Origin of the sequence: Pantoea sp. T14 (genome assembly GCF_036663535.1) — a bacterium.
Classification (GTDB): Bacteria; Pseudomonadota; Gammaproteobacteria; order Enterobacterales; family Enterobacteriaceae; genus Pantoea; species Pantoea phytostimulans.
Window position 1 is genome coordinate 16940 of sequence record NZ_JAWUEB010000007.1, and the last position, 26361, is coordinate 43300.

A 26361-nucleotide genomic window follows, 5' to 3' on the forward strand; every position below is an offset into this window, starting at 1 on the left:
AAGACGATGAACAAGCATTTTGCCATGCTGGCCCTGTTGGCTGGCACCTTTTCCGGTCTGGCTCAGGCTGACGACGCCGCCATACAGCAATCGTTAAAAAAGATAGGTATCCAGCAAGCTGAAATTCAACCCGCGCCTGTGGCAGGGTTTAAAACGGTGCTCACCGAAAGCGGCGTGTTGTATGTGACCGACGATGGCAAACATATGGTCCAGGGTCCGCTGTATGACGTGAGCGGAGCGCAGCCTGTTAACGTAACCAACAAGCTGCTGGATAAAAAAGTGGAAGCGCTGGTTCCACAAATGATCATTTATAAAGCGCCGAAAGAGCAGCACGTCGTGACGATTTTTACCGACATTACCTGCGGATATTGCCGCAAGCTGCATGAGCAAATGGCGGATTACAACGCGCTGGGCATCACCGTACGTTATCTGGCGTTCCCGCGTGAAGGTGTGCAAGGGCAGGTTGAAACCGCCATGAAAGCGATTTGGTGCAGCGCCGATCGCAATAAAGCCTTTGATGAAGCCATGAAGGGCGATTCACCAAAAATGTCTGCACCCGACTCCTGTAATATCGATATCGAGCAGCACTACAAGCTGGGCATTCTGTTCGGAATTCAGGGAACCCCTGCGATTCTTACCGACAGCGGCATGATGATCCCTGGTTATCAAGGCCCGAAAGAGCTGAAGCAAGTACTGGATAGTCAAAAACGTGGTGGTTAACCGGTGTTGAATAAAGAAGTTGAATTGCGTCGCCGCGAGGTACAGATCGCGGACAATTTACCGGCGGATCTTCCGCCGCTCTTAAAGCGTCTTTATCTGCAGCGCGGCGTGTGCGATCCGGCCGATCTGGAACGCGGCGCAAAAAATTTGCTGCCCTTTCAGGCATTAACCGGCATCGATAAAGCGGTTGCGCTGCTGCATCAAGCTTTGCTGGATGGTCGCCGTATTATGGTAGTGGGTGACTTTGACGCCGATGGCGCAACCAGCACCGCGCTAACCGTATTGGCATTACGCAGCATGGGCGGCGGCAACGTGCAGTATCTGGTGCCAAACCGTTTTGAAGATGGTTATGGACTCAGCCCTGAAGTGGTCGAACAGGCGCGTACGCGTGGCGCTGAAATGATCCTGACGGTTGATAACGGCATCTCGTCACATGCGGGTGTGGAATATGCCCATCAGCATGGCATTCCTGTGCTGGTTACCGACCACCACTTGCCTGGTGAAACGCTGCCGGACGCTGATGCCATCGTTAATCCCAACCTGAATGATTGTGCATTCCCGTCGCGTTCGCTGGCGGGCGTTGGCGTAGCATTTTATCTAATGATGGCGCTGCGTGCGCATTTACGGTCACTTAACTGGTTCGGCGAGGCGCGAGCGGAGCCAAACCTGGCCGGTTTGCTGGATTTAGTCGCGCTCGGCACGGTGGCCGATGTCGTGCCGCTTGATGTGAATAACCGTATTTTGGTGTGGCAAGGTTTAAGCCGCATCCGCGCGGGGAAATGCCGTCCTGGCATTCGCGCACTGCTGGAAATTGCTAATCGTGAGGCACGCCAGCTGGTGGCCAGCGATTTGGGCTTCGCGCTCGGCCCGCGCCTGAATGCCGCAGGAAGGCTGGATGATATGTCAGTTGGCGTGGCGTTATTGCTCACCGACGATCTCAGCCAGGCACGCATGCTGGCCAGCGAACTCGATGCGCTTAATCAAACGCGGAAAGAGATTGAGCAGGGGATGCAAAGCGAGGCGTTGGCGCTGTGTCAGAAATTAGAGCGCGAACAAACCGATTTGCCGCTGGGGTTGGCTTTTTATCATCCTGAATGGCATCAGGGCGTGGTGGGGATTTTGGCCTCGCGGTTAAAAGAGCGCTTTCATCGTCCGGTCATTGCGTTTGCCCCTGCCGGAGACGGCACCTTGAAAGGCTCGGGCCGCTCGATTGCCGGTTTGCATCTGCGTGATGCGCTGGAGCGGCTGGACACGCTTTATCCTGGCATGATGTTGAAGTTTGGTGGCCACGCCATGGCAGCAGGATTGTCGCTGGAAGAGGCGCGTTACGACGAGTTTCAGCAGCGCTTTGCCGAGCTGGTAGGTGAGTGGCTGAAGGGGGAAGCTTTGCAGGGCATTATCTGGTCGGATGGTGCGCTGCATCCTTCGGATTTTTCGCTGCAAACCGCAGAAATGCTGCGTGAAGCGGGGCCTTGGGGACAAGCTTTCCCTGAACCCGCCTTTGACGGAAAATTCAAGCTACTGCAACAGCGTTTGGTTGGCGAGCGCCATTTGAAAGTGATGGTTGAGCCGCTGGATGGAGGGCCGCTGATTGATGGCATCGCGTTTAACGTTGATACCACCTTGTGGCCGGACAGCAGCGTGCGTCATGTCGAGTTGGCGTTCAAACTCGATATCAATGAGTATCGTGGCAACCGGACGGTTCAGCTGATTATTGATCACCTGTGGCCGCTGGGCTAAAAAAGAGCGCGCCCGCACGCCAAAAAGAAACAAGACAGATGAAATTCGACGTGCTCCGAGTGGCAGGGTACTAAAAACAGAGATATACACACTTCATCACCTGGAATGAAGTGTTTCATCCGTCCACGTGGTATTGGCTAAAAAGTCGTTCCGTGTTGAGGGCGGCATCCGTTGCTTACATGTTGAATTGACGATTGAAAACAGAAGATAAGAAAACCGTTTTTGACGCGTGTGGATGTTTTATTGGATCTTGCTGGGTATTATGGGTTTTTCATCGATAAAACGTAATTTGAAAACCCGATATTCATTTTTTATTTATTTTTCAGCCACTTTTTTTAGGTGGGTGTCATTTTAACCGTAAAAAATGCAGGCTTTTCTTGTGGCTTTTAGCATAACGCAGTCTGTGAAACAGGTTTTTCCTTAATTATCTGTAAAGCAACCCCTTTGATGTTTCCAGTAATTAAGCGCGAATTTTTTCCTGTTGTTTCGGTTTGCGAAATGCCTTCCCGTCGCAGACGGTCTCAGCGCTACAAACTGGCGTCGATTTCGGGTAAACTTATGCGTTAATTTCTCACCCATCGAACGCTAAAAAGACGCTAAAGCCATGTTTGAAATCAACCCGGTTAAAAACCGTATTCAAGACCTCACCGAGCGCAGCGACGTTCTTCGGGGGTATCTTTGACTACGATGCTAAGAAAGAACGCCTCGAAGAAGTAAACGCCGAGCTGGAGCAGCCAGATGTCTGGAACACGCCAGATCGTGCACAGGCGCTGGGAAAAGAGCGCTCCTCACTGGAAGCTATCGTTGAAACCCTCGACCAAATGACTCAAGGCCTGGAAGATGTACAGGGCTTGCTGGAATTGGCTGTAGAAGCGGACGACGAAGAAACGTTTAACGAAGCCGTTACCGAACTGGATGTGCTGGAAGGCAAGCTGGGCGAATTAGAATTCCGCCGCATGTTCTCTGGCGAATATGACAGCGCTGACTGCTATATCGATTTGCAAGCCGGTTCTGGTGGCACCGAAGCGCAGGACTGGGCCAGCATGCTGGCGCGTATGTATCTGCGTTGGGCTGAAGCCAAAGGCTTCAAAACTGAAATTATTGAAGAATCTGAAGGTGACGTAGCCGGAATTAAATCGGTCACGATTCGTGTTTCAGGTGATTATGCGTTTGGCTGGTTGCGTACTGAAACGGGCGTGCATCGCCTGGTGCGTAAAAGTCCGTTCGATTCGGGTGGTCGTCGTCATACCTCATTCAGCTCGGCCTTTATTTATCCGGAAGTGGATGACGATATTGATATCGAAATCAACCCAGCCGATCTGCGTATCGACGTTTACCGCGCATCGGGTGCGGGTGGTCAGCACGTTAACCGTACTGAATCCGCGGTGCGTATTACCCACCTTCCAACCAATACCGTGACGCAATGTCAGAACGACCGTTCTCAGCATAAAAACAAAGATCAAGCGATGAAGCAGATGAAGGCGAAGCTGTATGAGCTTGAGATGCAAAAGAAAAATGCCGAGAAGCAGGCGTTGGAAGACAACAAATCCGACATCGGTTGGGGTAGCCAGATCCGTTCTTACGTTCTCGATGATTCACGTATCAAAGATTTGCGTACCGGCGTTGAAACCCGCAACACCCAAGCGGTGCTGGACGGCGATCTGGATCGATTCATTGAAGCAAGTTTAAAAGCAGGGTTATAAGGAACCGACATGTCTGAACAACAACCGCAGAGCGCTGACGTCGCACTTGAGTTAAATAATGAACTGAAAGCACGTCGCGAGAAGCTTGGCGCGCTGCGTGAAACCGGCGTGGCGTTTCCTAACGATTTCCGTCGTGACACCACTTCTGATCTGCTGCACGCCAGCTACGATGAGAAGAGCAACGAAGAGCTGGAAGATCTCGGCATCGAGATCAGTGTCGCGGGTCGTATGATGACTCGCCGCATCATGGGTAAAGCCTCATTCGTTACCCTGCAAGATGTGGGTGGCCGTATCCAACTCTATGTATCGCGTGACGATTTGGCCGAAGGCATCTACAACGAGCAGTTCAAAAAATGGGACCTTGGCGATATCCTCGGTGCCCGCGGCAAGCTGTTCAAAACCAAAACCGGCGAGCTGTCGATTCACTGTTCTGAACTGCGCCTGCTGACCAAAGCACTGCGTCCGCTGCCAGACAAATTCCATGGCCTTGCCGATCAGGAAACGCGTTATCGCCAGCGCTACCTTGATCTCATCGCTAACGATGAATCACGTAACACGTTCAAAATTCGTTCGCAAATCATGGCAGGTATTCGCCAGTTCATGGTTGGCCGTGACTTTATGGAAGTGGAAACCCCAATGATGCAGGTGATCCCAGGCGGTGCTTCTGCGCGTCCTTTTATCACCCATCACAATGCGCTGGATATTGATATGTATCTGCGTATTGCGCCGGAGCTTTATCTGAAGCGTTTGGTGGTTGGCGGTTTTGATCGCGTGTTTGAGATCAACCGTAACTTCCGTAACGAAGGTATTTCGCCGCGTCATAACCCTGAGTTCACCATGATGGAACTCTACATGGCGTATGCGGATTATAAAGATTTGATCGAACTGACGGAAAGTTTGTTCCGCACGCTGGCACAAGATGTGCTGGGCACCACTGTGGTGCCTTACGGCGAACAAGAGTTCGACTTTGGTAAGCCGTTTGAAAAGCTGACCATGCGCGAAGCGATCAAAAAATACCGCCCGGAAACCGATTTGACCGACCTGGAAGATTTTGACAAAGCGGTCGCGATTGCGCAGTCAATCGGCATTAAAGTTGAGAAAAGCTGGGGCTTAGGCCGCGTAGTGACTGAGATCTTTGAAGAGACCGCAGAAGCGCATCTGATCCAGCCGACTTTCATCACCGAATATCCGGCTGAAGTGTCACCACTGGCGCGTCGCAATGACGACAACCCAGAAATCACTGACCGCTTTGAGTTCTTCATCGGTGGTCGTGAAATCGGTAACGGCTTCTCGGAGTTGAACGATGCGGAAGATCAGGCTGAACGTTTCCTGCAACAGGTTAATGCAAAAGATGCCGGTGACGACGAAGCGATGTTCTATGACGAAGATTACGTTACTGCGCTGGAACACGGTTTACCACCAACTGCCGGTTTAGGCATTGGTATCGACCGTATGGTGATGCTGTTTACCAACAGCCACACCATCCGCGACGTAATTCTGTTCCCAGCGCTGCGCCCAACCGGCAAGTAATTTTTGCTGAACCGCTGTTGATGAAGGCCGGGACGCTTCCCGGCCTTTTTTATGCGTGCGTTTTGCTGCTCTGAGCGCTGTCCTCCATCTGCCGGGGCAGGAGACGCTGCTCCATACAGTGCCATTACTCACCTGTGGCAGCATCCTTTCCCCTTTATGGCGGAGGATTGAGGTGGGGGACACATCAAACTAAATTCCTGATGACATTCCGGCGCGCTCTGTGCAGGATGAGACTTTTGTTTTTCAGGGATTTGTAATGAGCGCAAAACCGGCATCGTTAGAAGGCCGTATTCGACAACATTGGGATCAGCTTTCGCTGCATGAACAGCGACTGGCCGATACTTCGCCGGGCGTGCACGATACCTTTATGGCAGCGGGCGATGCACGTCGCTATGAATTGCTGGACTGCACAGAACCGCATCGCAATTGCCACCCGCACAATCTCTCCCTGTCTTGAGCAACATCCCATCATCTGCCAGGCTGAACACTTCAACTCTGGAGCCGATAAACATGAGCAAGCAGCGTCCCGACTTTATTCGCCACTGGCGTGAGCTGGAAGGCGAAGACAATGAGCACTATCCCGATAGCGAAGAGTTAATGTCGATTGGCGCACCGCTGGCGCGCCAGTTGGGGCTGACTCGTCTTGGTATCCATCATGAACGGCTGCTGCCAGGCCGCAGAATGTCCTATCCCCATGCCGAACGTCTCGAAGAAGAGTTCGTGTACGTTATTCAGGGATCGCCGGATGTCTGGATCAATGGTGAACTCTATCCACTCACGCCCGGCGACGCGGTGGCCTTTCCGGCAGGCACCGGCATCTGCCATACCTTTATCAACAACAGCGAAGCAGAAGCCCACTTTTTAGTGGTGGGTGAAGTAAACAAACCGGACAACCAGATCTGCTATCCCCTTAATCCCGTCTATGAAGCCACGCGTGAAGATCGCTGGCTAAATCCGCCGGAACAGAATATGGGCGATCATAACGGTTTGCCTGATAAGCAATAATCAGGATTTTACTGCCTGTTTCAGCCAGGTTTCAAAACGTGCATAGGGCACATACAGCGCCACATTTTTGTATAACGCCTTGCCGCTCTGGTTGTCATTGATGCGGTCGCTGTAGCCGACAATCACCCCCGCGAGCGTATCGTCGGAGGCGTTATACACCGCGCCGCCTGACATGCCTTTCACCACGCCCGCATTCGCGGCCACGACAACGCAAGCGGCTTTATTCCAGGTGTTAGCTAAGGTGGTATTAATCAGGTTCTGTCCGCTAGAGCTGACCGGCAGCGCCGAGATAAAGCTGTAGCCGTAAAGATTGACGCGATCGCCAATGTGGCTGTTACGGAAAATGGGCGGAAGATTGGCTTCGCTGTTTTTGTGGTAAACCACCGCCAGATCACATTCGGGATGCCAGGCTTTCACCCGGTAAAGCGAAAACTTAGCCACATGCGCAGCGGTCAGGCTGTAATCTGCCGTCAGCGGAATGGTGGTGCCGAGTGTGCCTAAGCCCAACACGGTTGGAATGCCGGTTATGGTCATATCGACGCGTTTCGCTGCTTCCTTACTGTACTCATAATGACCGACCGAGCAGCCAGTTAAGCCAAATACCATTAAGGCAATAAGCCGTTGCATTCTCTTTCCCCATGTCAGATTCACATTACATCACCTGGCAATCCATTAGGGGTATCGGCAACGCTATAACTTTATTGATTGATAACGCATGAAAAAGTGGCGATTGGTCGTAGCCAACTCGTTATCTAGCGTAGCGTGGAAACGCTAATCTGTCTTAGTCGACAGACATGAAGGCTTAATAAATCAGCTTTTATCGCGTTTGTTGCGTACCAGGCAAATGAGCTTTGCAGGCATCAGGGTGTATGAGAAGAGAAGGCTATGATTTAATACACACCGTGACGAAGATCAAATTTTAATAAGCGTCCATCGCACCACGTAAAATCTTGCGTGGATCGCCTGCGTTTTCAATTTTATTGGGAGAGTGTTATGCCTGTTGCTTTATTGGCGCTGGCGCTGAGTGCGTTCGCCATCGGCACCACTGAGTTCGTGATCATGGGCCTGCTACCGGAAGTGGCGGGCGATTTACAGGTGTCAATTCCGTCGGCGGGTTGGCTGATCAGCGGCTATGCCTTGGGCGTGGCGATCGGCGCGCCGATCATGGCGCTGTTAACCGCAAAACTGCCGCGTAAACGCACCTTGGTTTTGTTAATGGTGATTTTTATCATTGGCAACGTGCTGTGTGCGCTGGCTTACAGCTACAACCTGCTGATGATGGCGCGGGTGTTTACCGCATTGTGTCACGGTGCTTTCTTTGGCATCGGTTCGGTGGTGGCGGCCAGTTTGGTGGCACCGAGTAAGCAGGCTTCGGCGGTGGCGCTGATGTTTACCGGTTTAACCCTGGCTAACGTATTAGGTGTGCCGTTGGGAACCTGGTTCGGTCAACTGTTCGGCTGGCGTGCAACCTTTTGGGGCGTGGCCATCATCGGGATTCTGGCATTCATCGGACTGATTATCAGCTTACCCACCAATAAAGAGGAAAAACCGGTTCATCTGGCGAGTGAAATCGGTGCGCTGGCGAACGGCAAACTCTGGCTATCACTGCTGATGACGGTATTTTTCGCGGCAGCAATGTTTGCACTGTTTAGCTATATCGCTCCGCTGTTGCTGCAGGTGACGGGCATAACTAATCGCGGCGTCAGCTGGACACTTTTCTTGATTGGCGCAGGCTTAACCGTGGGGAATATTCTTGGCGGCAAACTGGCGGACTGGAAAGTTTCTTTCAGCCTGATCCTCAGTTTTTCACTGATTGCGCTGTTCTCGTTGTTGTTTAGCTGGACCAGTCATGCGCTGTGGCTGGCGGAAATTACCTTGTTCCTGTGGGCGATGGCAACATTTGCCACGGTGCCGGGATTGCAAATCAATGTCGTGCGCCACGGTAAAGAAGCGCCAAACCTGGTCTCAACCCTGAACATCTCAGCCTTTAACGTAGGTAACGCATTGGGTGCTTGGGTGGGTGGCGCGGTTATTGGTCGTGGTTACGGCTTAACGGCAGTGCCGGTCGCAGCGGCAGCGCTGGCGGCGGTTGGCCTGGTGATCTGTTTGATTACCTTCCGCAAATCGGGTGGCGCCGCTGCCACCGTACAGGCTTAAGTCAGCCGCGCAGCGATGCGTGCTGGAAAGTCGGCCACTTGCAATTGCAGGTGGCTGATAAAAGCATCCAGCAGCGCCGATGCCGGTCGATGACGCGGTTTTACCAGGCTAACGGTAAACGGCACCGCGATACTGAACTTGCGCATTACCACTCCGCTGTCGGCGTAATCCAGCGCCGTCAGCGGATTCACCACTGAAATTCCCACGCCCGCTTTTACCATTGCACATACCGATGCCGCACTGTGCGTTTCCAGCACCAACCGACGTTCTACGCCTTGCTCATGAAACAGCGTGTCGAGCAATTGCCGATAGCTGTCGGTACGTGACAGGCTGACATAATTCTCTCCGGCAAAATCTTGCGGCGTAAGGCAATCACGCTGACACAGCGGATGGGTTTTCGGCAATACACAGACTTCATCGCACGTTAGCAGCGCCAGACGCTCGGTACCCGCTGGCGCGTGTTGGGTTTCGGTCAAGCCAAGATCGTAGCGCTGAGCTGAAAGCCACTCTTCCAGCAGCGGCGATTCCTGCGGGATGATATTCATACTGACGTCGGGATAACGCTGTAGAAAGGGTTGGCACAACGGCGGCAGCAGCGATTGTGAAAACACCGGCAAGCAGGCAATCGATAACTCGCCTTGACGAAACTGCCGCAAACCTTCGGCGGTATCCATAATGCGATCCAGCCCATACCATGAGCGCTGCACTTCTTCGAACAGCCGCAGCCCTTGCACCGTGGGCTGTAAACGCCCGCGCACGCGTTCAAAAAGTTGCAATCCTAACTGCTGCTCAAGCCGTGCCAGTTCTCGGCTCACGGTGGGTTGAGACGTATTCAGCAGCGTGGCAGCTTGCGTTAAGTTGCCGCTGGTCATCACCGCGTGAAAAATTTCTATATGTCGCCAGTTAATCTTTGCCACACGCTTACCTATATCCATTCTGCATAGATGCTATTTAAACAGATATTTTTCGGCATGGTGCGATTCTGGCTTAATAAAAGAATAAGCCGCGCATAGCCAGCGAATTGCCACAGGAGAATTATCATGCCACGTCCGTTAGATAACACCGAAACCGCCTTAACCCGCGCAAATCTGCTGCCTCTGGCGCGTCAGTACAGCGGCCCTTTCTGGGCTTACGATGCGCAGGTTATCCTGGCGCGAATTGGACAGCTGCACGCGTTTGACGTGGTACGTTTTGCTCAGAAAGCGAGTTCAAATATTCATATTCTGCGTTTGATGCATTCAGCGGGTGTGAAGGTCGATTCGGTGTCGCTGGGCGAAATTGAGCGCGCACTGGCAGCCGGTTATCAAGCGGGCGGCGATGAAATTGTTTTTACTGCTGATGTCTTTGATACACCAACGCTGGCACGTATTGCGGAGCTGAAAGTACCCGTTAACGCGGGTTCAGTGGATATGTTGCATCAGCTGGGTAACGTGTCGCCAGGTCATGCGGTTTGGTTACGGGTTAACCCTGGCTTTGGTCACGGTCACAGCCAAAAAACCAATACCGGCGGTGAAAACAGCAAACACGGCATCTGGCATGCCGATTTGTCGCTGGCGCTGGCGGCCATCCAGCAATATGGCTTGCGTTTAGTTGGTATTCACATGCACATCGGCTCTGGCGTAGATTACGCACACCTGCAACAAGTGTGCGACGCGATGGTCAATCAGGTCGTTGAGTTTGGCCAAGATCTGGAAGCGATCTCAGCGGGCGGTGGCTTATCTATTCCTTATCGCTACGATGAAGAGGCGATTGATACCGCGCACTACTTTGGCTTGTGGGATGCCGCACGCCAGCGTATTGCTGCGCATTTAGGGCATCCGGTGAAACTGGAGATCGAGCCTGGCCGTTTTTTGGTGGCAGAATCCGGTGTATTGGTTTCTCAGGTACGCGCAGTGAAAGAGATGGGCAGCCGTCATTTCGTGCTGGTGGATGCCGGTTTCAGCGATTTAATGCGTCCTTCGATGTACGGCAGTTATCACCACATTTCACTGATGGCGGGCGACGATCGCCAGATCGATGAGCAGAATTGTGTTGAGTGCGTGGTGGCTGGCCCGCTGTGTGAATCCGGCGATGTATTTACTCAGCTAGAGGGCGGCAAAGTGGAAACCCGTGCGCTGCCTGCGGCGCAGGTCGGCGATTATCTGGTCTTCCACGATACCGGCGCTTACGGCGCGTCGATGTCCTCTAATTACAACAGCCGCCCGCTGATCCCGGAAGTGCTGTTTGAGCAGGGAAAACCACGCGAAATTCGCCGGGCGCAAACTATCCAGGAACTGTTGGCGCTGGAGCTGGGTTAACGCTGCATGGTAGCCTCGAGGCTCAGCTAAACATCTCTTTGCGCAGCATCACTAACTCTTCCGCCAGATCCCGACACAACATCGCATTCATTAAATGATCCTGGGCATGCACCAGGATCAACGTCACCGGCACTTTGCCACAACCTTCATCGACACCAATCAACTGCGTCTGAATATGATGAGCGCCCTTGGCGGCTTCTGACGAGGCTAACAGCGCTTCGTCTGCGGCTGCCCATTCACGCTTGCGCGCAAACTGGATCGCCATCATGGCTTGAGATCGCGCTTCCCCAGCATTGATCAGTAATTCCATCATGGTTTGTTCAAAATCCATACGATCCTCGCTTTTGGTATGCCAAATTGGTGCTTTTTATCTTACTGGAATGCCAAAAAGAGTTTCCGCGAGTTCGGTCACAGAAACGGATGAGATAAATCGTCATTTTGGTATGCCAATGACAGGGAAGATATCGACCAATACAGGAATGCTGATCTTTTATCTCTGAGGATGACCCATGTCTTTACAGGACCGTCTTATCGATTCTCTGGGAAGCTTTGCCACACGCTTCAACAGTTATCGCTACATCATGGCGATCAAAGCTTCCTTCATAACGTTAATGCCAGTGATCATCGTCGGCGCTTTCTCAGTGCTGATCTCCAACATGGTGCTCGACAGCAAAAATGGTTTAGCCAGCTTCGCCGCGCTGTCGTTTCTGGCGGATCTCAAACCGATTACCAGCAGTATCAATTACGCCACGCTCAGTTTCCTGAATATTGGCGCGGTGTTCTTGATCGGGATAGAACTGGGCCGCATCAATGGTGTGAAAACACTGTTTCCCGGTCTGCTGGCGATTATCTGTTTTATCTCGGTTACGCCAACCACCTTGCAGATGATGGTCAATGGCGAAATGCAGCTGGTCACAGATGTGCTGGCGAAACAGTTTTCGGACACGAAAAGTCTGTTTCTCGGCATGTTTATCGCCATCCTGTCGGTGGAGATTTATTGCCGACTGGAAAGGGTTGAACGTCTGAAAATCAAGATGCCGGACACCGTGCCGCCCAATGTCTCTGCCTCATTTTCAGCGCTGATTCCGTCAATATTCACCGTCACGCTGGTGGCAACTTTCGGCTTTATTTTCCACCGCATTACCGGGCTCTATCTGTATGACGCGGTCTACAAAGTGGTACAGCAACCGCTGGAATCGGTGGTACAGAGCCTGTGGGGCATCTTGATTCTAATGTTTGTCGCACAGCTGTTTTGGGTCATCGGTATTCACGGAAATCAGATGGTGAAACCGATCCGCGAGCCGCTGCTGTTAGGGGCGATTCTGGTCAATATGAACGCCTTTGAGCAAGGCATTGAAGCCCCGAATATCATCACTATGCCGTTCTGGGATGTCTATATGAGTATTGGCGGATCGGGCCTAACGATCGGCTTGTTAACCGCAGTCATGATTGCCACCAAGCGCAAAGAGATGCGTGAAATCGCCAAGCTGTCGTTTGGGCCAGGTATCTTCAACATCAATGAGCCGGTGATCTTTGGTATGCCGATAATGCTCAATCCGATCCTGGCCATTCCTTTCATTATTACACCGCTGGTCACCGGCTCAATTGGCTATTTCGCTACGGTGATGGGTTTTGCCGGAAAAGCCGTGGTGATGGTGCCGTGGACTACGCCGCCGATCATTAATGCGTGGCTGTCGACTGCCGGTTCAATGGGTGCGGTAGTGACGCAAATCGTCTGCATTTTGGTTTCGGTGCTGATTTATCTGCCGTTTGTCAAAGTGGCGTCGCGACGTGCAGAAGCTGCAGAAGCCAAAAACAGGCAGCCTGAACTGGCGCAAAACTCACAGGAGATGTCATGAGTAAGTTGACCCTTAAGGTGCCGCAAGATTTTATTCTGGGCGCGGCGGCTTCGGCCTGGCAAACCGAAGGCTGGAGCGGCAAAAAGCCTGGGCAGGATTCGTGGCTGGATGCCTGGTATCAGAACGATCGTGATGTCTGGCACAACGGTTATGGGCCAGCCGTCGCCACGGATTTTATCCATCGCTTTCGTGAAGATGTCGCGTTGATGAAGGCTACCGGACTGACGCATTATCGCACCTCAATCAACTGGTCGCGCTTTCTGACGGATTATGAAAACGTCACGGTGGATGAAGAATACGCTGCCTATTACGATCAATTGATAGATGAGATGCAGCGGCAGGGCGTTGAACTCATGTTGTGCCTTGAACACTATGAACTGCCAGCGATCTTGCTGGAGCAATATGGCGGCTGGCAGTCAAAACATGTGGTTGAGCTGTTTACTCGCTATGCCGAGCAGGTGTTTAAACGCTATGCCGGTAAGGTGACACGCTGGTTTGTATTCAATGAGCCGATTGTAGTGCAAACCCGCGTCTACCTTGATGCGCTGCGTTGGCCTTATGAACAGAACACCCACAAATGGATGCAGTGGAATCATCACAAAAATCTCGCCACGGCGAAGGTGGTAAAGCTGTTTCGCGAAAAAAGTTACAGCGGCAGCATTGGCACTATTTTGAATCCAGAAGTCACCTATCCACGCTCTTCTGCACCGCATGACGTAAAAGCAGCGAATATCTACGATCTCTTCTACAACCGGGTGTTTCTCGATCCGGCGCTTAAAGGGGAATACCCGGCGGAGCTGTTAGCGCTGCTGGACAAGCATCAAGTGAAGTGGGATGTGACGCAGGAAGAGCTGGCGATTATCGCTGCCAACACCGTCGATGAGGTTGGGCTGAATCTCTATTATCCGCATCGCGTTAAAGCGCCGTCGCACGCCTGGCATCCTGACACGCCGTTCCATCCTGCCTGTTACTACGAACATTTCGCGCTGCCGGGCCGACGCATGAACAGTTCACGCGGGTGGGAGATCCAGCCGCGCATCATCTGGGATATGGCGCTGCGGATGCGTGATGAGTATGGCAACGTGCCGTGGTTTGTTGCCGAGAACGGAATGGGAATTGAGAACGAAGCGCAGTTTAAAAATGCCGAAGGCGAAGTGCAGGATGATTACCGCATCGACTTTATCAGCGAGCATCTTTATCAGGCGATCCGCGCTCATGAAGCAGGGATCAACTGTCAGGGCTACATGCTGTGGGCATTTACTGACAACGTATCGCCGATGAATGCCTTTAAAAACCGCTACGGCTTGATTGAGATCGATTTGGATAATCAGCGCCAGCGCCGCATGAAAAAGTCCGCGCACTGGTTTCGCCAGTTACGCGACAGCCAGCAACTTACCTTGACCCTTGATGATCAGCCCAAATAACAGAAGGAACAGACGATGAAACGTATCGTATTGGCCTGCGCAGCAGGCATGTCGACCTCAATGGTGGTGACGCGCATGGAAAAAGAAGCCACCGCACGCGGTCTGGAATTTGAAATCTATGCGATTCCTGAACAGAACCTGCGAGAAGAACTACAAAATTACGGTAATGAAGTGGTGGCGGTGCTGCTGGGACCGCAAGTGCGCTTCAAGTTGGAAGAGAACAAAAAGCTTACTGACAGCTACCAGTTACCGATTGCGGTAATTGATACCGTCGCTTATGGCACCCTAAACGGTGCAAAGGTACTCGATCAGGCGCTGGCTTTGATACACTGAGCCTCAGTTTGTGAGCCTTCTCGCAGGGTTCGCTGATATTGCCGCACAAGGGAGGCGGCGATATCCTCAGCGCATTGATTGTTAAGGGTGACAGCGTGGATAAAGCCGTAGCGCCACAAGAAAAAAAACAGTATCAGGAAATTGGTCAGCATTTGCGTCAGCAAATCAGTGAAGGTCATTATCCCGTGGGATCGCGCTTGCCGCCCGAGCGTCAGCTGGCCGAAACCTGGGGCGTTAGCCGCACCATCGTCCGTGAAGCCTTGCTGATGTTGGAGCTGGAGGGCACCGTTGATATTCGCCAAAGTTCCGGCGTGTATGTGATGCGCATTCCCTCCGCCAGCGACGATGAAGAAGAGGCTTTTTTCCGCAGTGATGTCGGCCCCTTTGAAATGTTGCAGGCACGGCAACTGCTGGAAAGTAACATTGCTGCCTTTGCCGCCAAAATGGCCACCAAAGCGGATATTGAAAACCTGCGTCGCACATTGGAACAAGAGCAACGCGCTATCGCCGCCAACGACAGCAGCCAGGATAATGACAAGCTGTTTCATCTGCTGCTGGCGGGAGCCAGTCAAAATCAGATGCTGCTCGATACCGTAACCAGCATCTGGCGCCATCACGATAGCAGCCCGCTGTGGCAACAACTGCGCCCGCAATTCGAAACCCGCGCTTACCGTCTAAAATGGCTTGGCGATCACCAAACCATTCTTGCTGCGCTGCGCCGTCGTGACGTGATGGGTTCCTGGCAGGCAACCTGGCAGCATCTGGAAAATGTGAAAAACACTTTGCTGGAGCTCTCTGATGCCGATGCGCCAGACTTCGACGGTTTTCTGTTTGAATCAGTGCCGATTTTTCAAGGGAAGCTAATGTGATGGAAATCCTGCCACTCAGCGCAGTACCGCATTTTGCTGAACAGATTATTGAGTGGCAATGGCGCGCATTCGGTGAAGAGAACAGTCGGGATTTTTTTGCCAGCATTGTCGCCAGCAGCATGACGGGCGCAGAGTTTCCCATCACTTTCGTGGCGGTTGAGGCGGGAAAAGCGCTGGGTACGGCGGGGTTCTGGCGTTGCGATTTGATCAGTCGGCAAGATCTGTTTCCCTGGCTGGCAGCGTTGTATGTGGATGAACACGCACGCGGCAAAGGGTTAAGTGCAGCGTTACAACAACATGTCATTGAGTTCGCGCAGGCACGTGGCTATCCGCATTTATGGTTGTGGTCCACTTTTGGTGACTATTACGAACGCTTTGGCTGGATACCCGCGGGCGACGCGCTGGAATATCCGAATAAATCGGTGCGGCTATATACCCGCGCTTTGACTGGAGAATGAATTGCCAGCCACGAAGCCGCAGCTGGCAAATAAGCATTACGGTGCCGGATAAGTATAGCGGCGATGAATTATTTCTAACTCTTCTAACACGTCGGTACTCAGCGTCAGGTTGAAGCTGTCGATGTTGGTTTTCAACTGATCTAGCGTGGTGGCCCCCAACAAGGTGCTGGCCACAAATGGCTGCTGACGCACGTAAGCCAGCGCCATTTGGGAGGGATCCAGCTGGTGCTTTTTCGCCAGTTCCACATATTCCGCAATCGCTTTTTCCGACTGTTCACTGCTGTAGCGCGTAAAGCGGCTAAACAACGTATTACGTGCGCCTGCCGGTTTAGCACCGTTGAGGTATTTACCGCTCAATGTCCCGAACGCCAGGCTGGAGTAAGCCAAAAGCTCCACACCTTCATGCTGGCTGATTTCCGCCAAACCCACTTCAAAACTGCGGTTCAGCAAACTGTACGGGTTTTGTATGGAAACGATACGTGGCAGCTCATGCTTTTCAGCCAGTTGCAGATAGCGCATCACGCCCCATGCCGTTTCGTTTGATACCCCGATATAACGAATTTTACCGGCGCGCACCTGCTCCGTTAAAGCTTCAAGCGTCTCAAGCAGCGTTACCGATGCGGTGTTGTCGCTGTAGTGATAGCCGAGTTTGCCAAAATAGTTGGTTTGGCGCTGCGGCCAGTGCAGTTGATAAAGATCGAGGTAATCGGTATTCAGGCGTTTCAGGCTGGCTTCCAGCGCTTCACGGATGTTTTTACGATCCAGCGCCATATTCGGACGAATCGACGCATCATTGCCACGCGAAGGACCCGAAACTTTACTGGCCAGAATGATTTTGTCACGGCTGCCACGCTTTTTCAGCCAGCTGCCAATGTAGCTTTCGGTTAAACCCTGGGTTTCCGGGCGCGGCGGCACCGGGTACATCTCGGCGGTATCAATTAAGTTGATGCCGGAACTAACCGCCAAATCCAGCTGAGCATGGGCGTCGGCTTCGCTGTTTTGCTCACCAAACGTCATAGTTCCCAATCCCAACTGACTCACTTCCAGCGTGCTGTGGGGGATACGGTGATAATGCATTGCCGGCTTCCTTTTTCTTTATGGAATGGAATGTTGTGTCCTCAAGGACTATAGCGCGAGCAACAGCGGGGAAGGAAGGGGGGAAATTCGGGGAAATTGCCTGCCAGCGGGGAATTTGCGGCAGGCTACGTAATTTCGCACTTAACGCTCAATGATGGTCGAGACCTCATCACCGTTAATCTGCATATCATGTCCTGACTGATCGGTGTATTGCACCAGCCCGGTTTCTTTATCAATGGCCGGTTTGCCTTCGGTCATGATCATTCGACCATCTTTCGTCGCCATCACATAATCTGAACTGCATCCGCTTAATGTCGCTGCGGTTACCACCAAAAATAGTACGCCAACCAACCCTTTCATCACTCTTCGTCCTCACGCTAAATCAACAGCAAACAGTGTAGTAATAAATTGTTTTGCTGGCTGGGTTAATCGCATGAATCCGAAAAGCATTGGGCGAGCATGCTCGCCCTTGACAACGTTACGCCGTTTTTTTCTTGCTGCGCAATAAGTTCAGGCACTCTACCGCGATGGCAAAGAACATGGCGAAATAGATGTAACCTTTTGGTACATCGATGGCAAATCCTTCCAGAATCAGAGTAAAGCCCACCAAGAGTAGGAAGGAGAGTGCCAATATTTTTACCGAAGGATGTCGCGCCACAAACTCGCCAATAGTGCGCGCAGCAAACATCATCAGCAGTACAGAAATCACGACGGCGGCCATCATAATGAACAGATGATCGGAAAGGCCCACCGCGGTAATAACAGAATCAAGGCTCAAAATGATGTCAAGCATCATGATTTGTACAATCGCGCCAAAAAAGGAGTGCACATTTGTTTGCTGTTCTTCTTCACCACCTTCAATGGTTTCGTGAATCTCCTTGCTGGATTTCCACAGCAGAAACAGGCCACCAAACAATAAGATCAGATCACGCGCCGAGAAGGCGTGATTCATTATGCTGAAGAGGGGATGGGTGAGTTTTATGACCCAGGCGATACACGCAAGCAACAGCAGGCGCATCACCATGGCACCCACTAAACCGAGGCGACGTGCGCTGGCTTGCTGGTGTTGGGGCAGTTTTGCAACAACTAAAGAGAGAAAAATGATGTTATCAATTCCCAACACCACTTCCAAAATGGTCAAAGTTCCCAGAGCCAGCCAGGCATTGGGATCGGCAATCCACTCAAACATGCGTACATTCAATCCTAAACGAAAAGTAAACGGTAATTATACGCAATCACTTCAGGTGGCTCTTCGCCAAAATGTAACATTTCACTGGTAGGAACAGCACATTAAAGTAAAAAGTGGCGGGCCAGCAGCGGGCCGGTAAAACTTTTCTTGAGATAAAATCCACGCGGTAATGTCAGGATGGGCTGGCCGTGATCGCCAATGCCTTCGGTCAACGCTTTGCTGTTAGCTGCCTTAGGACGTATTTGTAGCCAGGCACCGTGACGAGCTGTGATGCGTTCGACCTGACCCAGCACAATCATATCCATCAATTCTTCCCAATCCTGACGCAGCATTTCATCTTCGTCAGGACTTGGGCTCCACAGTAGCGGAGCACCGACACGTCGTTCACTTAAGGGAATAGTCCGTTCGCCTTCAACCGGAATCCACAATACCCGCGCCAGCTTATGACGCACATGGCTGGTTAGCCAGGTGACGCCGCTGTTACCGGTAAGCGGTGCCACACAGACAAAAGTGGTTTCCAGCGGTTTGCCAGATGCATCAATGGGGATGGTTTTTAATTCGATACCAAGGTGAGCAAAATCCTGCTCCGCTTTACTTCCCGCGCTTGCCCCCAGATGCCTCTCCAATAGCATGCCAACCCATCCTTTGTCGCGCTTGAGGTTAGCGGGCATTGGCAAGTCTGCTTTTGCAGCAAGCGTTTCCAGCGTTAAACCGGCCAATCCCTGGGCGCGTTTCAACAAGGTCGCTTCGTCTTCAGGTGGTCCGGGAAGATGATTCATGTTAATAACTCGAATTGGTTAAAAAATGAGCAATTTTCCGTGGCAGTTTCTTTTCCACAAAAATTAGCTGCATTGGGTGCGCATAATAGCATGATAGATCGTGCTTTTTTGTTGCCCTCTATTTCTCCGTCTCAGGCTGCACGAAAGGTTATCCCAACTTGCTACCAACAATGAACAGGATCACAACCCTACTTATCCACAGAAAAATGGGATAACACCCCTTTAAAGCAAGCACTGGTTCCATTTACAGCCTTGACTTCTGCTTTTGTTAACAGATTTTGACCGGTTTGGCCTAAGGTTAAGCACTTATCTGTGGATAAAAAGGTATGCGGTGGATCTTTCACCAATTGTAAGAATTGACGGTTTTTACCCTGTAAATTTAAGGTGGATAAAGGGGGTTTTGACTTGCTTTTTATTTATATATCAAAGGAATGAGTGTTTGTTTAAGTGAGTGAGATAAGAATCGTCTCAACATGTTATTCAGTTAACTCCCGCGTTCTGCACAAAGCTATCCACAGAAAAGGTGAATAAGATCCTTTTTTCGACCCTTAATTGTTTATAACTTGGGGTCACGCTGTGAGTTATCCCTGTGTTATTCCGTTTCACCCCGCTAATCCAGTGGTTTACCGTCTGTAAGGAGTGTGAAACAATCAGGCTATTCAAATTTAGCTTTGAGGTAGTCCGGTGATCGATGATGATGGCTACCGCCCGAATGTTGGTATCGTAATTTGTAACAGGCAGGGACAAGTATTATGGGCCAGGCGCTTTGGACAGCACTCCTGGCAATTTCCTCAGGGAGGCATCAATCCTGGTGAAACCGCTGAACAGGCGATGTATCGCGAACTGTTCGAAGAAGTGGGGTTACACCGTAAAGATGTTCGAATACTTGCATCTACCCGTAACTGGTTGCGCTACAAGTTGCCAAAACGTTTGGTGCGTTGGGACACAAAGCCGGTATGTATCGGCCAGAAACAAAAGTGGTTTCTTCTGCAGTTGATGTGTAATGACGCGGATATTAATGTGCAACACAGCAGCACGCCGGAATTCGATGGTTGGCGCTGGGTGAGCTTTTGGTATCCGGTGCGTCAGGTTGTCTCCTTTAAGCGCGATGTTTATCGCCGCGTAATGAAGGAATTCGCTGGCGTGGTGATGTCTATGCAGGAGAGTGCAGGGCAGCGAAATAATCCTGCCCATCGACGTAAGAGAGGATAGGCCACGCCCTTTATGCTCACTCAGTTGCGCGAAATAGTAGAAAAAGTGGCGAGTGCACCGCGTCTGAATGAAGCACTCGACATTCTGGTCAATGAGATCTGTTTGGCGATGCAAACGGAAGTCTGTTCCGTTTACCTCGCCGATCACGATCGTCGCTGCTATTACATGATGGCTACGCGCGGACTCAAAAAACCGCGTGGCCTCACGGTGAAACTGGCTTTTGACGAAGGCATCGTTGGGCTGGTTGGCCGCTTAGCCGAACCGATCAACCTCGCGGATGCGCAAAGCCATCCCAGCTTCAAATTTATCCCCTCGGTAAAAGAAGAGCGCTATCGCTCTTTCCTCGGCGTACCGATTATCAGTCGTCGTCAGCTGCTTGGCGTGTTGGTCGTACAGCAGCGCGAACATCGTCAGTTCGACGAAAGCGAAGAATCTTTCCTTGTCACGCTAGCAACGCAAATGGCAGCGCTGCTGTCGCAGTCACAGCTGGGCCAGCTGTTTGGTCAATTTCGCCAAACGCGGATCAAAGCGATCGCCGCTGCGCCCGGCGTCGCCGTAGCGCCTGGTTGGGTGGATGAAACCCAGCCGCTGCTTGATCAAGTTTCTGCTGCCTCGACATTAGATACGCAGCGGGAACGCGAGCGCTTATCGCTGGCGATGAGTGAAGCCGCCAACGAATTCCGCCGTTTCAGTAAGCGCTTTAGCGCCAGCGTGCAAAAAGAGAGCGCCGCGATTTTCGATCTCTATTCGCATCTGTTGACCGATGCGCGGCTGAAAAAGGATCTCTTTGACGAGATTGAACGCGGTTCGGTCGCTGAGTGGGCCGTTAAAACGGTAATCGAGAAGTTCGCTGAGCAGTTCGCCAGTTTAACCGACAGCTATTTGCGCGAGCGGGCAGGCGATCTGCGCGTGTTAGGCCAACGATTGCTGTTTCACCTTGATGATTCATTGATTGGCGCCAATGCCTGGCCGGAACGTTTTGTATTGGTCGCGGATGAACTCACTGCAACGACGTTAGCTGAACTGCCGCAGGAGCGTATCGCTGGCGTAGTCGTACGTGATGGCGCGGCCAATTCTCACGCCGCCATATTGACGCGCGCGATGGGCATTCCAACGGTCATGGGCGCGGATATCCAACCGCATCAGCTCAATAAGCGTTTGCTGATCGTTGATGGCTATCGCGGCGAAATATTGATTGATCCTGAACCGGTGCTGGTGCAGGAATACCAACGCCTAATCAGCGAAGAAAACGCGCTGAGCAAGATGGCTGAAGGTGGCGTTGATCAGCCCGGTGAAATGAAAAGCGGCGAACGCGTGCAGGTCATGCTCAACGCCGGTTTAAGCGCCGAGCATGAACAAGCCCTAGGCAGCTGGGTTGATGGCATTGGTCTGTATCGCACCGAAATTCCGTTTATGTTGCAAAACGGCTTCCCTTCTGAAGAAGAGCAGGTCGCGCAATATCAAGGCATGTTGCAGCTGTTCCACAACAAACCCGTGACGCTGCGCACGTTGGACGTTGGCGCCGATAAACAGCTGCCGTACATGCCCATCAGCGAAGAGAACCCTTGCCTCGGCTGGCGCGGAATTCGCCTGACGCTCGATCAGCCCGAAATCTTCCTGGTACAGGTGCGGGCGATGCTGCGTGCCAACGCGGCGTCCGGTAATTTAAGTATCTTGCTGCCGATGATTAGCCATATCGACGAAATCGACGACGCAAAGCGCCTGATTGAGCGCGCCGGCCGTGAAGTCGAAGAGATGTTGGGTTACACCATTCCGAAACCGCGCATTGGTATCATGATTGAAGTGCCGTCGATGCTGTTTATGATTCCGCATCTGGCATCGCGTGTCGATTTCGTCTCTGTTGGTACCAATGATCTCACGCAATACCTGCTAGCGGTTGATCGCAATAATACCCGCGTCGCGAACCTTTATGATTCCTTGCATCCAGCGATGCTGCGAGCGCTGCAGACTATTGCGCAGGAAGCCCATTTAGCGAAGCTGGAGCTCTGCCTGTGTGGTGAAATGGCTGGCGATCCGATGTGCGTTGCGCTGCTGGTCGGGTTGGGTTATCACCATCTCAGCATGAACGGTAAAAATGTACCGCGAGTGAAGTATCTGCTGCGCCATCTTGATTATGAAGAAGTGCAGAAGCTGAGTGAGCAAGGATTGAAAGCGCATACCGCAACTGAGGTACGTCATTTGGTCTCAGCATTTATGGAGCGGCGTGGATTAGGTGGTCTGATCCGTGGCGGTCGCTGACCGATAATCCCGTTTACATTTGTGCGCCAATTCGCAAAACCGGCTGTGCTATTATGCGCAGCCTTTACTTTATGTGCCTGTCGCCCGCTTTTTAAGGGCTGAAAAATGAACGGTGAATGATGAATAACGGCTATATCGCATTTCCTCAATTTGATCCGGTGATCTTCTCGATCGGACCAGTTTCGCTTCACTGGTACGGTTTGATGTATCTGGTCGGTTTTATTTTCGCCATGTGGCTGGCGGTGCGTCGCGCCAATAAGCCAGGCAGCGGTTGGAAAAAAGAGGAAGTGGAAAATCTGCTCTATGCGGGTTTCCTGGGTGTGTTCCTCGGTGGCCGTATCGGTTACGTCTTGTTTTATAACCTGCCACTGTTTCTGGAAAATCCCCTTTATCTGTTTAAGGTCTGGGACGGCGGCATGTCGTTCCATGGCGGTTTGATTGGCGTTATCGTCGTGATGCTGTGGTTTGCGCGTCGTACTAAGCGCACTTTCTTCCAGGTTTCAGATTTTATTGCTCCGCTGATTCCTTTTGGATTGGGCGCAGGCCGTCTGGGTAACTTTATCAACGGTGAGTTGTGGGGACGTGTCGATCCCAGTTTCCCACTCGCGATGCTGTTCCCGGGTTCACGCAGCGAAGATGTCGCGCTGGCCGCAACCAACCCGCAATATCAGGCGCTGCTGAATACTTACGGTGTGCTGCCGCGTCATCCCTCGCAGCTTTACGAACTGATTCTTGAAGGCGTGGTGTTGTTCATCATCCTCAACCTGTTTATTCGCAAGCCGCGCCCGATGGGCAGCGTGTCTGGCTTGTTCCTGATCGGCTATGGTGCATTCCGCATTATTGTGGAGTTTTTCCGCCAGCCCGATTCACAGCTTGGCCTGTTCGACGGCGGCATCAGCATGGGGCAAATTCTCTCCATACCGATGATTGTCGCCGGGATTATTATGATGATTTGGGCGTATCGCCGTCGTCCACAGCAACAATTTCGTGAGGAAAAATGAAACAGTATCTGGACCTAATGCAACATGTGCTGAATGAAGGCACGCCGAAAGCTGACCGTACCGGCACCGGCACGTTATCAATTTTTGGTCACCAGATGCGTTTCAATCTGCAAGAAGGTTTTCCGCTGGTGACGACCAAAAAGTGTCATCTGCGCTCTATCATTCATGAACTGCTGTGGTTTCTGCAGGGTGATACCAACATTGGCTACCTTAAAGAAAACAAGGTCTCCATTTGGGATGAGTGGGCTGACGAGAATGGCGATTTAGGACCCGTTTACGGTAAGCAATGGCGCAGTTGGGGAACGGCTAAAGGTGAAGAGATTGATCAAATCACCAAGGTTGTTGAACAACTGAAAAGCGATCCCGATTCGCGTCGTATTATCGTTTCAGCGTGGAATGTTGGTGAGCTGGATCAAATGGCGCTGGCACCCTGCCATGCGTTTTTCCAGTTTTATGTGGCAGACGGCAAGCTCTCCTGCCAGCTGTATCAACGCTCTTGCGATATCTTCCTCGGCCTGCCGTTTAACATCGCCAGCTATGCGTTGTTGGTGCACATGGTGGCGCAGCAGTGCGATCTGGAAGTGGGTGATTTCGTTTGGACCGGTGGCGATACGCACCTGTATAGCAATCATCTGGAGCAGGCGCGTCTGCAGTTAACCCGCGAACCGCGTCCGCTGCCAAAGCTGGTAATTAAGCGTAAACCTGCTTCGCTGTTTGATTATCAGTTCGATGATTTCGAGATTGAAGGCTACGATCCGCATCCTGCAATTAAAGCGCCGGTCGCTATCTAAACGTTAATCTTCAAGATTCAAGCCTCGGCGTTGTTGACCACGCCGGGGCTTTTTTTATGGTTTTACTGCGCATTTTTTCGAGCTCGCTCGCAGTGTGGTGTCCCGTGTTGTAATCCCCTCGCTGAGGTTGAGAAACCTCATCCAGAACTCGACAGACACCCTTGTTTGACGGGTTAACAGCGAGCAAGCTGCCGCCATGAAAACAAAAATCCCCTACGGTTTTACACTGCCTGAACTGCTGTTTGTTATGGTGATCGCGGGCATTCTCAGCATCGGCGCATTGCAGGGCTGGCAACGTTGGCAGCAGCGCCAGCAATTACGTGACACTGCACAGCAGTTGCAGGGCTTTTTGCTGCGCTTGAGAGCGCAGGCCAACTGGCAGAACCGCAACCTGATTTTGTGGTCGCAAACGGCGATCCCTTGGTGCATTGGCAGCGGAGCCAGGCAACCCGAAGGCTGCGTTATGGGCAAGCGACTGCACTTCATCGTGCCTGACAACGGCGTAAAACTGATGGGGGTTCGCGGTGAGCCTGGTTTTTATGGCCGACGTAATGTGGCGAAGGCCGGCAGCATCGAAATCGGCAATGAAGCGGGTCGGTTGCGGCTCATCATTTCAGCCAGAGCCCGTATTCGCGTGTGTCAGGCTGGTGAAGAGGGGTGTGAATGAAGATGGCCGGATTCAGCCTGCTTGAGATGCTCATCGCCATGGCAATTAGCGCGGTAATGATGATCAGTGCCGGGCGGTTTCTGCCGCTGCTGCTGGGAGAAAATCTAAAGTTGCAGCAGCGAGTCCAGCTTCGGCAGGAGCTAATGCAAATGATCTCAACGCTGGAAAAAGCAGTGCGGCGTGCCGGTTATTGCAACGGCGAGTGCAGCGGCAATGGAATCAAGATCTCCAGCAATTGCTTGTTAGTACGTTGGGATGAGAACAGCAACGGTAAATGGGAGGCGATTAACCACAGTGAAAGCGATTATTACGGCTATCGTCTGCGGCATAATCAGCTTGAAATGCAACGTGGTGTTGATGCCTGCAATGGCAACGGCTGGGAACGACTTTCCGATCCCGCTTTTCTTACTGTGGAAACATTCAGCGTGGCGCAGGAAGGTAGGCTGATCAAAGTATTGCTGCAGGGCCGCGCCGGTCCCTGGCTTGAAACACGCGAAAGCTGGATTGAGGGCGAAAACTTGTGAATCAGCGCGGCAATAGTGCTCTGGGCATGGTGCTGATGATTCTACTCATGGGAAGTATCACGCTACATGCCAGCCGCGAAATGTTAGGGCAGGGGATGGGGCTGGTGGCAGATGAGCAGCATTTCATTCAGGATTTCTGGCGTGCTCAGTCTGCACTGCAATGGGGTATGACGCTGAACTGGCCCGCCTCGAAAGCGTTGCATTGCCAACAGGAAACCAACAACGGTTGGCGTAGCTGTATTATGCGAGGTGAAAATGGAGATGTCCTGCTCAAAGGTGAAGGCAGCGGCAGCGAGCTGGCGCTCTGGCATTGGGTATCGGCGCAGGAAAATCACATCAAGGCGCTACCGCATGGCTGGATTGATTATTGCCCGCTATCGAAACCTGAACTCTGTCCGTAATGCGGGTGGCTTCAGCCTGCCAGAAGCGTTATTTGCTCTGCTGTTAATGGCATTAAGCAGCAGCGCACTGTTGCAGTATCATCGGGCATTAAACCTCGGTTTTAGCCAGCAGTTGCAGCAGCGTGAAGCCTGGCGCGTTGCCGGACAACGTTTGATTGGGCGAGAAACAACAGGATGGCAAAGCAGCTTACAGCGCAGCGGTGGACCAAACGGTTGTACGCTGGAGCGCGCTGAAGTCAGCGGACCGCATCAGCGTTCTGCAACCTTGTCACGGCTACGTTGTTAATCCAGTTAATATAGCGCTGATACTTCAAGCTACCCGCGCGTTGGCTGCGCTTGCCGTGACGCCGCCCACCTATCTGAGCC

General features: G+C 52.1%; 27 protein-coding genes and 1 pseudogene. 21 read left to right on the forward strand and 7 right to left on the reverse strand.

What is annotated here, in order from left to right:
• Nucleotides 1–6: 6 nt before the first annotated feature.
• The 6 genes and pseudogenes from dsbC (at nucleotide 7) to SC127_RS02010 (ending at nucleotide 6698) form a co-directional block, all read left to right on the forward strand.
• Nucleotides 7–720 carry a bifunctional protein-disulfide isomerase/oxidoreductase DsbC gene (dsbC, locus tag SC127_RS01985; protein WP_215845698.1) on the forward strand — a complete coding sequence of 238 codons (714 nt, stop codon included), beginning with the start codon at nucleotides 7–9 and terminating at the stop codon, nucleotides 718–720.
• Nucleotides 721–723: 3 nt separating this feature from the next.
• The gene (recJ, locus tag SC127_RS01990; RefSeq protein WP_332624954.1) at nucleotides 724–2460 is read left to right on the forward strand and encodes a single-stranded-DNA-specific exonuclease RecJ; all 1737 of its coding nucleotides are present in this window, start codon (nucleotides 724–726) and stop codon (nucleotides 2458–2460) included.
• Between the two features lie 604 nt (nucleotides 2461–3064).
• Nucleotides 3065–4163 (forward strand): peptide chain release factor 2 gene (gene prfB, locus SC127_RS01995; protein ID WP_243079038.1). Its coding sequence is split into 2 segments (ribosomal slippage): nucleotides 3065–3139 and nucleotides 3141–4163, totalling 1098 coding nucleotides; the frame shifts between segments, so codons are not numbered across the junction.
• A gap of 9 nt (nucleotides 4164–4172) precedes the next feature.
• Complete coding sequence (gene lysS / locus SC127_RS02000) at nucleotides 4173–5693, forward strand: lysine--tRNA ligase (protein WP_215845699.1); 1521 nt, start codon at nucleotides 4173–4175, stop codon at nucleotides 5691–5693.
• A gap of 331 nt (nucleotides 5694–6024) precedes the next feature.
• A pseudogene (locus tag SC127_RS02005) lies at nucleotides 6025–6126 on the forward strand (DUF1989 domain-containing protein); the annotation flags it as partial.
• Nucleotides 6127–6203: 77 nt separating this feature from the next.
• On the forward strand, nucleotides 6204–6698 hold the full coding sequence (locus SC127_RS02010) for a cupin domain-containing protein (protein ID WP_332624955.1): 495 nt from the start codon (nucleotides 6204–6206) through the stop codon (nucleotides 6696–6698).
• Here the strand turns inward: SC127_RS02010 and SC127_RS02015 are convergent, their stop codons facing one another.
• Complete coding sequence (locus SC127_RS02015; RefSeq protein ID WP_243079040.1) at nucleotides 6699–7325, reverse strand: serine protease; 627 nt, start codon at nucleotides 7323–7325, stop codon at nucleotides 6699–6701.
• A 366-nt stretch (nucleotides 7326–7691) separates the two neighbouring features.
• On the opposite strand from SC127_RS02015, the gene SC127_RS02020 reads away from it, so the two are divergent.
• Nucleotides 7692–8855 (forward strand): MFS transporter, encoded by a 1164-nt coding sequence (locus SC127_RS02020; RefSeq protein ID WP_243079041.1) that lies wholly within the window; start codon nucleotides 7692–7694, stop codon nucleotides 8853–8855.
• Here SC127_RS02020 and SC127_RS02025 read toward each other — a convergent pair.
• Nucleotides 8852–9772, reverse strand: coding sequence for a LysR family transcriptional regulator (locus SC127_RS02025; RefSeq protein WP_332624956.1), 921 nt, complete (start codon nucleotides 9770–9772; stop codon nucleotides 8852–8854). The two genes, SC127_RS02020 and SC127_RS02025, sit on opposite strands and share 4 nt — an antisense overlap.
• 123 nt (nucleotides 9773–9895) lie before the next feature.
• Here SC127_RS02025 and lysA point away from each other — a divergent pair, with 123 nt between their 5' ends.
• Nucleotides 9896–11152 carry a diaminopimelate decarboxylase gene (gene lysA / locus SC127_RS02030; RefSeq protein ID WP_332624957.1) on the forward strand — a complete coding sequence of 419 codons (1257 nt, stop codon included), beginning with the start codon at nucleotides 9896–9898 and terminating at the stop codon, nucleotides 11150–11152.
• A 22-nt stretch (nucleotides 11153–11174) separates the two neighbouring features.
• Here lysA and SC127_RS02035 read toward each other — a convergent pair whose 3' ends face one another.
• Entirely contained in the window at nucleotides 11175–11483 is a 309-nt protein-coding gene (locus SC127_RS02035) for a PTS lactose/cellobiose transporter subunit IIA (protein WP_215845709.1), read from the reverse strand.
• 178 nt (nucleotides 11484–11661) lie between these two features.
• Between SC127_RS02035 and SC127_RS02040 the strand changes: the two genes are divergently transcribed.
• The 5 genes from SC127_RS02040 to SC127_RS02060 all read left to right on the forward strand — a co-directional run bounded on the left by SC127_RS02040 (nucleotide 11662) and on the right by SC127_RS02060 (nucleotide 16095).
• A complete protein-coding gene (locus SC127_RS02040) occupies nucleotides 11662–13011 on the forward strand; it encodes a PTS sugar transporter subunit IIC (protein ID WP_332624958.1) in 1350 nt (449 codons plus the stop codon).
• Nucleotides 13008–14435 carry a glycoside hydrolase family 1 protein gene (locus tag SC127_RS02045; protein ID WP_332624959.1) on the forward strand — a complete coding sequence of 476 codons (1428 nt, stop codon included), beginning with the start codon at nucleotides 13008–13010 and terminating at the stop codon, nucleotides 14433–14435. Before SC127_RS02040 ends, SC127_RS02045 begins: the two co-directional genes overlap by 4 nt.
• A gap of 15 nt (nucleotides 14436–14450) precedes the next feature.
• Complete coding sequence (locus SC127_RS02050) at nucleotides 14451–14768, forward strand: PTS sugar transporter subunit IIB (protein ID WP_215845712.1); 318 nt, start codon at nucleotides 14451–14453, stop codon at nucleotides 14766–14768.
• Nucleotides 14769–14863: 95 nt separating this feature from the next.
• The gene (locus SC127_RS02055; protein ID WP_243079102.1) at nucleotides 14864–15637 is read left to right on the forward strand and encodes an FCD domain-containing protein; all 774 of its coding nucleotides are present in this window, start codon (nucleotides 14864–14866) and stop codon (nucleotides 15635–15637) included.
• Nucleotides 15637–16095: a GNAT family N-acetyltransferase gene (locus SC127_RS02060; protein WP_215848225.1), complete on the forward strand. Its 459-nt coding sequence runs from the start codon at nucleotides 15637–15639 to the stop codon at nucleotides 16093–16095. Before SC127_RS02055 ends, SC127_RS02060 begins: the two co-directional genes overlap by 1 nt.
• A gap of 36 nt (nucleotides 16096–16131) precedes the next feature.
• Here SC127_RS02060 and SC127_RS02065 read toward each other — a convergent pair whose 3' ends face one another.
• From SC127_RS02065 to mutH, 4 genes are all read right to left on the reverse strand, one after another.
• The gene (locus SC127_RS02065) at nucleotides 16132–17172 is read right to left on the reverse strand and encodes an NADP(H)-dependent aldo-keto reductase (protein ID WP_215845713.1); all 1041 of its coding nucleotides are present in this window, start codon (nucleotides 17170–17172) and stop codon (nucleotides 16132–16134) included.
• A gap of 141 nt (nucleotides 17173–17313) precedes the next feature.
• Nucleotides 17314–17532: a YgdI/YgdR family lipoprotein gene (locus tag SC127_RS02070; protein WP_215845714.1), complete on the reverse strand. Its 219-nt coding sequence runs from the start codon at nucleotides 17530–17532 to the stop codon at nucleotides 17314–17316.
• A gap of 118 nt (nucleotides 17533–17650) precedes the next feature.
• The gene (locus tag SC127_RS02075) at nucleotides 17651–18361 is read right to left on the reverse strand and encodes a TerC family protein (RefSeq protein WP_243079046.1); all 711 of its coding nucleotides are present in this window, start codon (nucleotides 18359–18361) and stop codon (nucleotides 17651–17653) included.
• Between the two features lie 101 nt (nucleotides 18362–18462).
• On the reverse strand, nucleotides 18463–19140 hold the full coding sequence (mutH, locus tag SC127_RS02080) for a DNA mismatch repair endonuclease MutH (protein ID WP_215845716.1): 678 nt from the start codon (nucleotides 19138–19140) through the stop codon (nucleotides 18463–18465).
• 684 nt (nucleotides 19141–19824) lie between these two features.
• Between mutH and rppH the strand changes: the two genes are divergently transcribed.
• The 8 genes from rppH to SC127_RS02120 all read left to right on the forward strand — a co-directional run bounded on the left by rppH (nucleotide 19825) and on the right by SC127_RS02120 (nucleotide 26281).
• Nucleotides 19825–20352 carry an RNA pyrophosphohydrolase gene (gene rppH / locus SC127_RS02085; protein WP_009087042.1) on the forward strand — a complete coding sequence of 176 codons (528 nt, stop codon included), beginning with the start codon at nucleotides 19825–19827 and terminating at the stop codon, nucleotides 20350–20352.
• Between the two features lie 12 nt (nucleotides 20353–20364).
• Nucleotides 20365–22611 (forward strand): phosphoenolpyruvate--protein phosphotransferase, encoded by a 2247-nt coding sequence (gene ptsP, locus SC127_RS02090; protein ID WP_215845717.1) that lies wholly within the window; start codon nucleotides 20365–20367, stop codon nucleotides 22609–22611.
• A 119-nt stretch (nucleotides 22612–22730) separates the two neighbouring features.
• Nucleotides 22731–23612: a prolipoprotein diacylglyceryl transferase gene (lgt, locus tag SC127_RS02095; RefSeq protein ID WP_243079103.1), complete on the forward strand. Its 882-nt coding sequence runs from the start codon at nucleotides 22731–22733 to the stop codon at nucleotides 23610–23612.
• Nucleotides 23609–24403 carry a thymidylate synthase gene (thyA, locus tag SC127_RS02100; protein WP_215845718.1) on the forward strand — a complete coding sequence of 265 codons (795 nt, stop codon included), beginning with the start codon at nucleotides 23609–23611 and terminating at the stop codon, nucleotides 24401–24403. Before lgt ends, thyA begins: the two co-directional genes overlap by 4 nt.
• A gap of 196 nt (nucleotides 24404–24599) precedes the next feature.
• Nucleotides 24600–25070, forward strand: coding sequence for a prepilin-type N-terminal cleavage/methylation domain-containing protein (locus SC127_RS02105; RefSeq protein ID WP_215845719.1), 471 nt, complete (start codon nucleotides 24600–24602; stop codon nucleotides 25068–25070).
• A complete protein-coding gene (locus SC127_RS02110; protein ID WP_243079047.1) occupies nucleotides 25067–25594 on the forward strand; it encodes a prepilin peptidase-dependent protein in 528 nt (175 codons plus the stop codon). The genes SC127_RS02105 and SC127_RS02110 overlap by 4 nt, the downstream gene beginning before the upstream one ends.
• The gene (locus SC127_RS02115) at nucleotides 25591–25995 is read left to right on the forward strand and encodes a DUF2509 family protein (RefSeq protein WP_332624971.1); all 405 of its coding nucleotides are present in this window, start codon (nucleotides 25591–25593) and stop codon (nucleotides 25993–25995) included. Before SC127_RS02110 ends, SC127_RS02115 begins: the two co-directional genes overlap by 4 nt.
• On the forward strand, nucleotides 25946–26281 hold the full coding sequence (locus SC127_RS02120) for a prepilin-type N-terminal cleavage/methylation domain-containing protein (RefSeq protein WP_332624973.1): 336 nt from the start codon (nucleotides 25946–25948) through the stop codon (nucleotides 26279–26281). Before SC127_RS02115 ends, SC127_RS02120 begins: the two co-directional genes overlap by 50 nt.
• The last annotated feature ends 80 nt before the right edge of the window (nucleotides 26282–26361 follow it).